The sequence below is a fragment of the Serratia sp. CoH_134_PS_4 genome (assembly GCF_058190535.1).
The window spans coordinates 112,134-124,590 of the sequence record NZ_JBXWKI010000014.1; the positions used below are offsets into that span (position 1 = coordinate 112,134).

Here is a 12,457-nt window from a genome sequence, read left to right on the forward strand (position 1 = left end):
GTATGGCACTTTGGGGCGGACGGTTCACTCAGGCGGCAGATCAGCGGTTCAAACAATTAAACGATTCTCTGCGCTTTGATTATCGCTTGGCGGAACAGGACATTGTGGGCTCCGTGGCCTGGTCGAAAGCGCTGGTTACCGTCAACGTATTGACGGCAACCGAGCAGCAACAGCTTGAGCAGGCATTGAACGGACTGTTGGCAGAAGTGCAGGCCGATCCGCAGGCGATTGTCAGCAGCGATGCTGAAGATATTCACAGCTGGGTGGAGCAGAAGCTGATCGACAAAGTCGGCGATCTGGGCAAGAAATTGCACACCGGGCGTAGCCGTAACGATCAGGTCGCGACCGATCTGAAGCTGTGGTGTAAAGAGCAGATTGGCGATTTGCATCAGGCCATCGTGCAGTTGCAACAGGCGCTGGTGGAAACGGCCGAAGCCAACCAAGATGCCGTGATGCCGGGCTATACCCACCTGCAGCGTGCTCAGCCGGTGACCTTTGCCCATTGGTGTTTGGCCTATGTGGAAATGCTGGCGCGTGACGAAAGCCGCTTGCAGGATACGTTGAAGCGTCTGGACGTCAGCCCGTTGGGCAGTGGCGCATTAGCAGGCACCGCCTACCCGATTGACCGCGAGCAACTGGCCGGCTGGCTGGGTTTTGCCTCGGCAACCCGTAACAGCCTGGACAGCGTTTCCGACCGCGACCACGTGCTGGAACTGTTATCCAATGCCTCCATTAGCATGGTGCACCTGTCGCGCTTTGCCGAAGACCTGATCTTCTTCAACAGTGGTGAAGCGGCCTTTGTCGATCTGTCTGATCGTGTGACGTCGGGCTCCTCGCTGATGCCGCAAAAGAAAAACCCGGATGCGCTGGAGCTGATCCGCGGTAAATGTGGCCGTGTACAGGGCGCATTGACCGGCATGATGATGACGTTGAAAGGCCTGCCACTGGCGTACAACAAAGACATGCAGGAAGACAAGGAAGGGCTGTTCGACGCGTTGGATACCTGGATGGATTGCCTGCAAATGGCGGCTCTGGTGCTGGATGGCATTCAAGTGAAGCGTCCGCGTTGTAAAGAAGCGGCAGAACAGGGCTATGCCAACTCGACCGAACTGGCGGATTATCTGGTCGCGAAAGGCGTGCCGTTCCGTGAGGCGCACCATATCGTCGGCGAAGCGGTAGTGGAAGCCATTCGTCAGGGTAAGGCGCTGGAAGCCCTGCCGTTGACCGATTTGCAGAAATTCAGCGCGGTGATTGGTGACGACGTGTACCCGATTCTGGCACTGCAGTCTTGTCTGGACAAACGTTCGGCCAAGGGGGGCGTTTCTCCTCAGCAGGTCGCCAGTGCGATCGCCGCAGCGAAACAGCGTTTGGCTTAAGTGGCGAAGGGCAGCCCAGCGCTGCCCTTATCGATTATTCCGCCAACCGAGCACACAGATAGCGGTTCAGGCTGACGCCTTCTTCTATAGCGCTAATCGCCAGACGGCGATGTTGTTCCGATGTCATACGCAGTACCAGCTTGCCGCTGAAGTTTTTTTCTGCCAGTGGCTGAGGCGGTATTTCCCCCTGCGTGAGCATGTCGTTGATCACCTCGCGAACCAGCTTCTCAATGCCATCCAGCGCTGCGGTGCGGGTTGTGGCTAGCCATGACAGGGACGGAAATTCGGTACAGAGCCCGACATACTCGTTGTCCGCAACCGACCAGGTGATGCGATAAGTGTAATGCTCATACTTTTCCATGCTCTTCCTCCATTCTGGTCAATGCGGCAATAACCTGTTTAACCTGATACACCTTTGCCATGCCGCTGTTTCCGCGTTGTATATTGATCCGGGGATCTCCCGGCCAGGGCATGCGGTAAACTCGGTGATTACCACTCCCCAAGCGCGGTTCACCAAACCAGTGCGTACATATTTTCACTAACTCGGTAAACCTGATGCTGCTTTGTCGTCGTTGTAGATCGACAATGACACACCTGATTCCTTTCATGTTTGCATCTCATTTTAGTACTGTTATTGATATCACTTCAATGTTTAAGTATAAAAAATGACCGGGCGGGTGCGGAGTCGCAAGTAGGTGGGGAATAGAATGGAATAGGGTGCACAATAAAACCGGGCGCGATGGCCCGGCGGGTATTGATGGGGAAGGAAAAGATTACTCGCCTGGGCAGCGTTGACAGCGCTCCACCTCGGCCTCGCCCAGCTTGAGTTTTGCCTGCAGATCGCGCAGTGCGGTGCGCAGCCCTTCTTCTATCACTGGGTGATAGAACGGCATGTCCAGCATCTGGTTAATGGTCATTTGCTGTTGGTGCGCCCAAGCCAGCAGGTGAGCGATATGCTCAACGTCTGGCCCCATCATTTCTGCGCCGAGGAAACGCCCTGTGCCTTGTTCACCGTAGACGTGCAGAATGCCCTTGTTACGCAGCATCACCCGTGAACGTCCTTGGTTTTCGAACGAGACTTCACCGATTTCAAAACAGCCGCAGGCGCTGAATTTCTCGTTAAGTTCGCGGAAGGTGGAGCCCACCATGGCGATCTGCGGATCGGAAAATACCACCGAGATCGCGCTGCGGCGCAGGCCTGGAGTGACTTCCGGGAAGCTACCGGCATTGCTTCCGGCAATGCGTGCCTGATCGCTGGCTTCGTGCAGCAGCGGCAGTTGGTTGCTGGCGTCACCCGCGATAAAGATATGCGGCACGTTGGTTTGCATCGTCAGACGGTCGGCCTGTGGCACTCCCCGGCTATCGAGTAGCAGGCGAGTGTTTTCCAGGCCTAGATTATCGACGTTCGGTCGGCGACCGGTGGCGGCCAGGACGTAATCCACCATGATATCCTGCGGGTTACCCTGCAGATCACGATAGCGGATAAATACCTTGTCGCCTTCGCGTTGCATCATCTCCACTTTCACGTCGGCATCGAGATAGAACTCTTCACCCAAGGCGTTGGCGGCGTAATTGCGTACTGTACTGTCAGTTAACGGACCGACGGCGCCACCAACGCCAAATACCTTGGTTTCTACTCCGAGCCGATGCAGCGCCTGGCCCAGTTCCAAACCAATTACGCCTGGTCCGAACACGGCCACAGATTGTGGCAGGTCATCCCAATTGAAGACGTCGTCATTGACGATCAGCTTGTCACCCAGATCATTCCAGGCTGCTGGCCAGCTTGGGCGGGAACCGGTGGCGATAACGATGCGTTGGGCTACGATGCGAGTGTGTTCATCCACCTGCAGAGTGTTATCGTCGATAAAGCGGGCGTAACCTTGAATTTTGTCGACGGCCGGGATCTCGTCTACACCCTCCAGTACAAAGCCGACGAAGCGATCGCGCTCGCGTTTAACGCGGTCCATGACCTCGCGGCCGTTAACGGTGGGTTTACCGGCAGGATAAACGCCAAAGCCCGGAGCACGTTCGATTTGATGCACTGCCTCAGCGGCAGCAATCAGTAATTTGGATGGCATGCAGCCAACGCGTGCGCAGGTGGTGCCATAAGTTCCGCCCTCGATCATCACCACGCTTGGGGTGGCAAGCTTGGCGGCGCGATAGGCGCCCAGACCGGCGGTACCGCCGCCGATGACCGCGACGTCAACATTCAACTGTTTCATATCCGCTCCTGAAAGCTAAAAAAAGGGCGGGCCGGAGCCCGCCAAAGTTCACGTTGGCTTTGTTATTACTTATAAATCAGGCTGACAGGAAAGTTTCCAGGTCATCGCTACCGCCAATATGGCGACCGCCGATAAACACCTGCGGTACGGTGGCACGGCCGGTGACGGCGCGCAGGCTCACCGTGGTGGCGTCCTGCCCCAGTACGATCTCTTCATACTGGATGCCACGTTCTTGCAGCATTTGTTTGGCCTTGGCGCAGAATGGGCAGCCCGGTTTGGTAAACAGGGAGACCGACTCTTGTACTTTGAATTCCGGTGCCAAATATTTCAGCATGGTGTCGGCATCGGACACTTCAAACGGGTCGCCTGGCTTGTTAGGTTCGACGAACATTTTTTCTACTACGCCATTGCGCACCAGCATCGAATAACGCCATGAGCGTGGGCCAAAGCCCAAATCGGCTTTCTCGACCAGCATGTTCATGCCTTTGGTGAACTCACCGTTGCCGTCTGGCACGAAGGTGATGTTTTCAGCATGTTGATCGGCTTTCCAGGCATTCATCACAAAGGTGTCGTTTACCGAGACGCACAGGATGCTGTCAACGCCGTGTTGTTTGAATACGCTGGACAGCTCGTTGTAGCGCGGCAAGTGGCTGGAAGAGCAGGTTGGGGTGAATGCACCCGGCAGCGAAAAGACGATGACAGTTTTATCTTTGAACAGGTCATCGGTGGTGATGTCAATCCATTGGTCGCCCTGACGGGTATGGAAGGTAACCTGAGGAACTTTTTTGCCTTCTTGACTGGTAAACATGAATTAACCCCTTAATTAGGAAAAATAATTTTTAGCTATTAGCGTGGTATCGCTTCGTTGGTTGACATTATTGACGTCGGGGCTTGATAGATCTAATCGCTCATTGCTATCTTATCTATCGCCATGAGCTATCGTGGTCTGGAGGGAAACAATGAATATTCGTGATTTAGAGTACCTGGTCGCCTTGGCCGAGCACCGGCATTTCCGCCGTGCCGCCGATTCATGCCATGTAAGCCAACCCACACTCAGTGGGCAGATCCGCAAGTTGGAAGACGAACTGGGTGTGATGCTGCTTGAACGCACCAGCCGTAAGGTGTTATTCACCCAAGCGGGCTTGTTGCTGGTGGAGCAGGCGCGTACCGTGCTGCGCGAAGTCAAAGTTCTGAAAGAGATGGCCAGCCAGCAGGGCGAAGCTATGTCCGGGCCGCTACACATTGGTTTGATCCCGACCGTCGGGCCTTATCTGCTGCCGCAAATTATACCTACGCTGCACAAAACCTTTCCCAAACTGGAAATGTATCTGCATGAAGCGCAAACCCAACAGCTGCTGGCGCAACTCGACAGCGGTAAACTGGACTGTGCCATTCTGGCGTTGGTGAAGGAAACAGAAGCCTTTATTGAAGTGCCGCTGTTTGATGAACCGATGAAGCTGGCAGTCTACTCCGATCACCCATGGTCACAGCGCGACCGTGTGGCGATGCCAGATCTGGCGGGGGAAAAGCTATTGATGCTGGAAGATGGCCATTGCTTACGCGATCAGGCAATGGGTTTTTGCTTCCAGGCAGGGGCGGACGAGGATACCCACTTCCGGGCGACCAGCTTGGAAACGCTGCGCAATATGGTGGCGGCCGGCAGCGGCATTACCTTGTTGCCTTCACTGGCAGTACCGCCACAGCGTGAGCGTGATGGCGTTTGCTATCTCGACTGCTATAAACCGGAGCCGAAGCGCACCATTGCATTGGTGTACCGCCCCGGCTCCCCATTGCGCAGTCGTTATGAGCAATTGGCCGAGGCGATCCGTGAACACATGCAAAACTACCTGGGCGCTACGCTAAAACAGGCGGTTTAAGCCGTTCAGTGCTGCGACACGGTAGGCTTCAGCCATGGTCGGATAGTTGAAGGTCGTATTAACGAAATATTCGATAGTATTGCCTTCACCTTTCTGTTCCATGATCGCCTGACCGATGTGGATGATCTCTGCCGCACGTTCACCGAAGCAGTGGATCCCGAGGATCTGCAGGGTGTCGCGATGGAACAAGATCTTCAGGCTGCCGACATTCATCCCGGCAATCTGCGCACGTGCCAGGTGCTTGAACTGTGCACGGCCCACTTCATACGGCACTTTCATCGCCGTCAGTTCCTGTTCGGTTTTACCTACAGAGCTGATTTCCGGAATGGTGTAGATACCCGTCGGAATATCTTCGATCAGATGCCCACTGGCTTCACCGGAAGAAATTGCCTGCGCGGCAATACGCCCCTGATCGTAAGCGGCGGATGCCAGGCTCGGATAGCCAATCACGTCACCCACGGCATAAATGTGCGGCAACGCGGTTTGGTACATGCTGTTTACTTTCAACAGGCCACGGCTGTCCGATTCCAGGCCCACGTTTTCCAGGCCCAGTGAATCGGTATTCCCCGTGCGGCCGTTGGCGTACAGCAGGCAATCTGCTTTCACTTTTTTGCCGGACTTCAGGTGAACAATGACGCCGTCATCGGTGCCTTCGATCTTCTCGAACTCCTCGTTGTGACGGATCACGACGCCGTTGTTCCAGAAGTGGTAGGACAGTGAGTCTGACATTTCCTGATCGAGGAACGCCAGCAGGCGATCGCGGGTGTTGATCAGATCTACCTTCACGTTCAGACCGCGGAAGATCGACGCGTACTCACAACCGATCACCCCGGCACCGTAAATGATGACGTGGCGCGGTTCGTGATTCAGTTCGAGAATAGAGTCGCTGTTATAGATACGTGGATGATTAAAATCCACGCTCGACGGGTTGTACGGACGTGAACCGCAGGCGATGACAATATGATCGGCGCGGATGGTGTCTTGAGTGCCATCCATATAGCTAACGCTGACGGTATTGGCGTCGATAAAACGCGCATCGCCGGCAAACAACTTGCATTGGTTACGCTCATAGAAACCTTGGCGCATCCGGGTTTGCTGGTTAATGACGTTATCTGCGTGGCGTAAAATATCAGGGAATGTCGCGCTGAGTGTGCGTGAATTGTTGTAAAGCGGGTTCTGGTTGAATTCGATAATGCGGCTAACGGCGTGGCGGAGAGCTTTGGACGGGATAGTACCCCAATGAGTACATCCACCGCCTACGTTATTGTACCGTTCTATCACGGCCACGCGGGCGCCCTGCTTCACCAACCCCATAGCGGCACCTTCACCACCTGGGCCCGAGCCAATGACTATGGCATCAAATTGATAGTGCTGTTGCATAGGGGAGAGACCTGTTCTTATACAAAATTACAACGGTATCTTAACATCATAGCGCTGAGTGCCCAATCACCATTAGGCTTTTTGAGGCAAAGCACAAATGGTGCAGGCTGAAACTGTGACAGGGCGCGTTTGTATAAATGCTGTTGCAATAAAATTTGCTATATTGCCGAGTCTACGGCGTTAGACTGAGAAAATGGATCTTATCTGGATATGCATATGGGCGTCAGAGCACAACAAAAAGAACGGACTCGTCGTTCCCTCATCGAGGCGGCCTTCAGCCAGCTAAGCGCCGAACGCAGCTTTGCCAGCCTGAGCCTGCGTGAAGTCTCGCGTGAAGCCGGTATCGCACCAACGTCATTCTACCGCCACTTTCGTGACGTGGATGAGCTTGGGCTAACCATGGTTGATGAGAGCGGGTTGATGCTGCGTCAACTGATGCGACAGGCTCGTCAGCGTATTGCCAAGGGCGGCAGTGTGATCCGCACCTCTGTTTCGACCTTTATGGAGTTTATCGGCAATAACCCCAACGCCTTCCGTTTGTTGCTGCGTGAGCGCTCCGGTACATCGGCGGCTTTCCGTGCGGCAGTGGCGCGTGAGATCCAACATTTTATCGCCGAACTGGCGGATTACCTCGAGCTGGAAAACCATATGCCGCGGAGTTTTACCGAAGCGCAGGCAGAGGCTATGGTGACCATCGTATTTAGCGCCGGTGCTGAAGCGCTGGATATCGACATTGATCAACGTCGTCGGCTTGAAGAGCGTTTAGTGTTGCAACTGCGGATGATTTCCAAAGGTGCTTATTATTGGTATCGCCGCGAACAAGAAAAAACTTCTGTATCCCACGTATAAAAAGGTAGAAAGCGATGGAAAAACCAGGCCGTGAGAATGGCACCTTACTGCTGGCGTTGATTGCCGGCCTTTCAATTAACGGTTCGTTCGCCGCGCTGTTCAGTTCGGTGGTGCCGTTTTCGATTTTCCCCATCATTGCTTTGGTATTGGCAGTGTATTGCCTGCATCAACGTTATCTGCATCGTGCGATGCCGGACGGTATGCCGAAGCTGGCCGCCGCCACCTTCTTGCTGGGGGTGCTGTTGTACAGTGCGATAGTCCGGGCCGAATACCCGCAGATAGGTTCTAACTTCCTGCCGGCGATTGTTTCTGTGGCGCTGGTGTTCTGGATTGGTATGAAGCTGAAGGCGCGCAAGACGCTGGATGAAAACACCCCGGTTTAATGGGCGTAAGCAGGGGCGCCGCAAGCACGGCGCCCCTGTCTGATTAAACGCGTTTTTCCAACAGTACGCCGCATTCCATATGATGGGTGTACGGGAACTGATCGAACAGCGCAAGGCGGCTGACCTTATGCGTTTCCTGCAGCGTCTCCAGATTAGCGCACAGCGTTTCCGGGTTGCATGAGATATACAAAATACGCGGATAAGCCTGCACCATTTTCACCGTTTCGTCATCCAGCCCGCTACGCGGTGGATCGACAAAAATGGTTTCGCAGTTATAGCTGCTCAAATCGATGCCTTTCAATCGATTAAACTCGCGAACTCCGTTCATGGCTTGGGTAAAGTCTTCCGCCGCCATGCGGATAATCTGCACGTTATCGATATGGTTCGCCGCAATATTGTATTGCGCCGCCGCGACCGAGGGTTTGGCAATTTCGGTCGCCAGCACCCGTTCAAAGTTCCGCGCCAGTGCCAATGAGAAGTTACCGTTGCCGCAATACAGCTCCAGCAGATCGCCTTTAGAACCGGCGGTCACGTCCAGCGCCCATTCCAGCATCTGTATGTTCATCGCAGCATTCGGCTGGGTGAAGCTGTTTTCCACCTGGCGGTAAATCATGTCGCGGCCGGCAACAGGCAGAACTTCGTCTACGTAATCCTGATCCAGCATGATTTTCATTTTTGACGCACGGCCAATCAGTTGCAGGTCAAAACCCTGGGCGCGAAGACTGTCACGCAGCTTTTCCGCTTGCTGTTGCCAGTCATCGTCCAATTTACGGTGATACAGCAATGAGGCAATGATTTTGCCGCTGCGGGTCGACAGGTAGTCAATCTGGAACAGTTTGCGGCGCAGAATAGGGTCCGGTTTGATGGCGGCAATCAGCGCGGTCATCAGACGGTTAATTAATTCGCTGGCAGCAGGGAACTGCTCGACGCGAATACGCTGCTTGGTCTGCTGGTCAAACATGATGTGGTACATCTCGTCTTCATCATGCCAGATGCGGAATTCGGCGCGCATACGGTAGTGGCTCACTGGCGAGCGGAACACTTCCGGCTCGGGTGCCGTGAACGGTGACATCAGCGTCTTCAGCCGGGCAGTTTTCTCCGCCAGTTGGTCATCGTAACGTTCAATAGGCAAATTCTCGGGCGTCATGTTTCTTCTCGTCAGGCAAATTTGATCAGCGGGGATTGTAGGGAATCAGCCCGTGAAGTCCAGTTTTGTCGTGTTTATTATTTGTAACATTGGTAGCAGTCTAGACATCTATTTACATTGATCGTAGCATTGTCGTCCGGCCTCAAGCAGCGAGTGAAAAGGGAATCCGGTGTGAATCCGGAGCTGACGCGCAGCGGTAAGGGGAAGTCACGGCGATAGCGTTTTACGCAGACACTGTCCATTGCAGGATGGGAAGTCATCGCCCGGTGTAGGTAGCTCAAGCGCCACCTGCAACTCCCAAGCCCGAAGACCTGCCGGTGTTACGTCGCAATGCCCGTGGTCGTCGCGAAATACCGGCCATGATCCTGCGGCATCCGCCAATTAAGTTTGGATGCTTTTTCATGACAATTACAAAAAATACACTGCTGGCGGTGGTTTCCTCCGTTACGGCTTTTTCTGGATGGGCGCAAGACAGCACTACAGCTAATAACAGCGAGAACCTGGTGGTTTCCGCTAACCGCTTCCCACAGCCCGTCTCTTCAGTGTTGGCACCCACTTCCGTCGTCACCCGCGATGAAATCGACCGCTGGCAGGCAAAAAGCCTGACCGACGTAATGCGCCGCTTGCCAGGGGTCGATGTGGGGCAGAATGGTGGCCTGGGACAAAAAAGCTCGCTGTTTATCCGTGGGACCAACTCCAGTCACGTTCTGGTGCTGATTGACGGCATCCGTCTTAATCAAGCCGGCGTCAGCGGTTCTTCCGACCTTAGCCAGATCCCGATCTCTCTGGTGCAAAAAGTTGAATATATCCGTGGCCCACGCTCAGCCGTCTATGGCTCAGATGCCATCGGTGGTGTGGTCAACATTATTACTACCCGCGAAAAGAACGGCAGCACGCTTTCCGCCGGCGTGGGTTCAAATGGCTATCAGGCCTATGACGCGTCCACTCAGCAGCAGCTGGGCGACAGTACGGTAGCGACGGTTGCCGGGAACTACACTTATACCAAAGGTTATGATGTCGTGGCGAACCTGCCGGACAGTTTTGGCAACCCGGCGCAACCCGATCGCGACGGTTTTATGAGTAAATCGCTATATGGCGGCATAGAGCATAAGTTTAATGAGGCGTTCAGCGGTTTTGTGCGTGGCTACGGCTATGACAACCGTACGGCTTATGATGGCAATTACAGCTATTCTGACCCGGCACATTTTGATGCGTTGCCTGATACCCGCCAGCTCTATAGCCAAAGCTGGGATAGCGGCCTGCGTTATCAAGACGGTATTTATGCTACCCAGCTGATTGCCAGTTATAGCCACAGCAAAGACTATAACTACGATCCTAAGTATGGTCCTTATTCTGCTTCCGCTACTTTGGATGATTCCACACAATACAACGTGCAGTGGGGCAATACGTTCCAGGTTGCCAAGGGTAATATCAGTACCGGTGTTGATTGGCAGGATCAGAAAATTGAGCCAGGTACGGCTTATATTACTGATAGCAAGAGCCAACGTAATACGGGACTTTATCTGACTGCGCAGCAACAAATTGATGCCTTTACCTTGGAAGGGTCTGTACGGGGTGATGATAACTCGCAGTTTGGTTGGCATGGCACTTGGCAAACCAGCGCGGCGTGGGAGTTTGTTGAGGGTTATCGCGTTATTGCCTCTTACGGTACTGCGTTTAAAGCACCAAATTTAGGGCAACAATACGGTAGTTTTGGTGGCAACCCGGATTTGAAGCCAGAAGAAAGTAAGCAGTGGGAAGGTGGCTTTGAGGGATTGACCGGGCCAGTTACCTGGCGCGTCACAGGCTATCGTAACGATATAGATAACCTGATCAGCTATGCATCCAGTGGCTCTGGTTCTGCTTATTACAACGTTAATAAGGCAACCATTAAGGGTGTAGAAGCTACAGCTTCCTTCGATACCGGGCTGTTTACCCATCAGATTGGTTATGACTATGTTGATCCACGCAACGCCAAAACCAATGAGGTTCTGCTGCGCCGCGCTAAACAGCAGGTGAAGTATGAATTGGACTGGCAGGTCTATGATTTCGACTGGGCGGTAACCTACCACTATCTGGGGGAACGTTATGACGGCGACTACAGTGGTTACACGACGCGTACTGTCAAACTCGGCGGTGTCAGCCTGTGGGATCTCGCAGTTTCGTATCCGGTCACATCTCATCTGACAGTTCGTGGTAGAATTGCCAACCTGTTTGATAAAGATTATGAGACGGCTTATGGCTACGCTACTCCAGGAAGAGAATACTACCTCACTGGAAGCTATACCTTCTAACACCACCGCGAAGGCCCGTCCGACGGTGCTGGTATTTGATTCCGGTGTCGGCGGGTTATCGGTGTATCAAGAGGTTCGGCAACTGCTGCCGGACCTCCACTATATATATGCCTTCGATAATGTGGCATTCCCCTACGGCGAGAAATCCGAAGAGTTTATTGTTGAGCGCGTGCTGGAAATTGTCAGCGCGGTGCAGCAACGGCATCCTCTGGCGATTGTCATCATCGCGTGCAACACTGCCAGTACCGTATCTTTGCCAGCCTTGCGTGAACGCTTTACCTTCCCTGTCGTCGGCGTAGTGCCTGCCATCAAACCCGCTGCTCGCTTAACCGCCAATGGCGTGGTTGGCCTGCTGGCTACCCGCGGCACCGTGCAGCGCACTTATACCCATGAGTTGATTGCCCGCTTCGCGACTGATTGCAAGATAGAGCTATTAGGGTCATCAGAACTGGTGGAACTGGCGGAAGCCAAACTGCATGGCGAAGCTGTACCGCTGCCGACGTTGAAGAAGATTCTTCATCCATGGCTGAGTATGCGTGAGCCACCAGATACTGTCGTGCTCGGTTGTACCCACTTCCCTCTATTAGCGGAAGAGTTAATGCAGGTGCTACCAGAAGGAACGCGGCTGATTGATTCCGGTGCAGCTATTGCCCGTCGTACCGCTTGGCTGATTTCGACGCAGGAAAATTTGGTGTCGACGCAAGAAGAGAACCTGGCGTATTGCATGGCGTTAAATGAAGACACTGACGCTTTATTGCCCGTTCTGCAGGGTTATGGCTTTAAATCGTTGAAAAAACTGCCTGTTTAAGGCCGTTTTGGTTAAATGTTCAACGGTCGGAAAAAATATTGAAATTAGGGGTTGCGGCCTTCTGAGAACTCCCTATAATGCGCCTCCACTGACCGGGAACAACGACTCCTCTAACGAGAAC

11 protein-coding genes and 1 riboswitch are annotated in these 12,457 nt (G+C 53.8%); of the genes, 6 read left to right on the top strand and 5 right to left on the bottom strand.

Going from position 1 to position 12,457, the window contains the following annotated elements; translation table 11 throughout:
• The first annotated feature begins 2 nt into the window (after positions 1-2).
• A complete protein-coding gene (gene argH / locus AC2FCQ_RS19975) occupies positions 3-1,376 on the top strand; it encodes an argininosuccinate lyase (RefSeq protein ID WP_209639986.1) in 1,374 nt (457 codons plus the stop codon).
• A gap of 34 nt (positions 1,377-1,410) precedes the next feature.
• Here argH and AC2FCQ_RS19980 read toward each other — a convergent pair whose 3' ends face one another.
• The 3 genes from AC2FCQ_RS19980 to AC2FCQ_RS19990 form a co-directional block, all read right to left on the bottom strand.
• Positions 1,411-1,737 (bottom strand): type II toxin-antitoxin system HicB family antitoxin, encoded by a 327-nt coding sequence (locus tag AC2FCQ_RS19980; protein ID WP_209639983.1) that lies wholly within the window; start codon positions 1,735-1,737, stop codon positions 1,411-1,413.
• Between the two features lie 412 nt (positions 1,738-2,149).
• Positions 2,150-3,598 (bottom strand): dihydrolipoyl dehydrogenase, encoded by a 1,449-nt coding sequence (locus tag AC2FCQ_RS19985; protein ID WP_490308905.1) that lies wholly within the window; start codon positions 3,596-3,598, stop codon positions 2,150-2,152.
• Positions 3,599-3,674: 76 nt separating this feature from the next.
• A complete protein-coding gene (locus tag AC2FCQ_RS19990; RefSeq protein ID WP_490308906.1) occupies positions 3,675-4,406 on the bottom strand; it encodes a glutathione peroxidase in 732 nt (243 codons plus the stop codon).
• A gap of 151 nt (positions 4,407-4,557) precedes the next feature.
• Here AC2FCQ_RS19990 and oxyR point away from each other — a divergent pair, with 151 nt between their 5' ends.
• The gene (oxyR, locus tag AC2FCQ_RS19995) at positions 4,558-5,475 is read left to right on the top strand and encodes a DNA-binding transcriptional regulator OxyR (protein WP_209639974.1); all 918 of its coding nucleotides are present in this window, start codon (positions 4,558-4,560) and stop codon (positions 5,473-5,475) included.
• Here oxyR and sthA read toward each other — a convergent pair.
• Positions 5,458-6,855, bottom strand: coding sequence for a Si-specific NAD(P)(+) transhydrogenase (gene sthA / locus AC2FCQ_RS20000; RefSeq protein WP_209639971.1), 1,398 nt, complete (start codon positions 6,853-6,855; stop codon positions 5,458-5,460). The genes oxyR and sthA overlap by 18 nt on opposite strands.
• 216 nt (positions 6,856-7,071) lie before the next feature.
• Between sthA and fabR the strand changes: the two genes are divergently transcribed.
• Both fabR and AC2FCQ_RS20010 read left to right on the top strand, forming a co-directional pair.
• Complete coding sequence (gene fabR, locus AC2FCQ_RS20005) at positions 7,072-7,704, top strand: HTH-type transcriptional repressor FabR (protein WP_020837514.1); 633 nt, start codon at positions 7,072-7,074, stop codon at positions 7,702-7,704.
• A 14-nt stretch (positions 7,705-7,718) separates the two neighbouring features.
• A complete protein-coding gene (locus AC2FCQ_RS20010) occupies positions 7,719-8,087 on the top strand; it encodes a YijD family membrane protein (protein WP_209639969.1) in 369 nt (122 codons plus the stop codon).
• 43 nt (positions 8,088-8,130) lie between these two features.
• Here AC2FCQ_RS20010 and trmA read toward each other — a convergent pair whose 3' ends face one another.
• Positions 8,131-9,234, bottom strand: coding sequence for a tRNA (uridine(54)-C5)-methyltransferase TrmA (gene trmA / locus AC2FCQ_RS20015; RefSeq protein WP_404760944.1), 1,104 nt, complete (start codon positions 9,232-9,234; stop codon positions 8,131-8,133).
• Positions 9,235-9,358: 124 nt separating this feature from the next.
• Positions 9,359-9,567, top strand: a riboswitch (cobalamin riboswitch).
• Positions 9,568-9,635: 68 nt separating this feature from the next.
• Here trmA and btuB point away from each other — a divergent pair.
• Positions 9,636-11,528 (top strand): TonB-dependent vitamin B12 receptor BtuB, encoded by a 1,893-nt coding sequence (gene btuB, locus AC2FCQ_RS20020; protein ID WP_490308907.1) that lies wholly within the window; start codon positions 9,636-9,638, stop codon positions 11,526-11,528.
• Positions 11,473-12,336, top strand: a complete 864-nt coding sequence (gene murI / locus AC2FCQ_RS20025; RefSeq protein ID WP_490308908.1) for a glutamate racemase — start codon at positions 11,473-11,475, stop codon at positions 12,334-12,336. Before btuB ends, murI begins: the two co-directional genes overlap by 56 nt.
• Positions 12,337-12,457 lie beyond the last annotated feature (121 nt).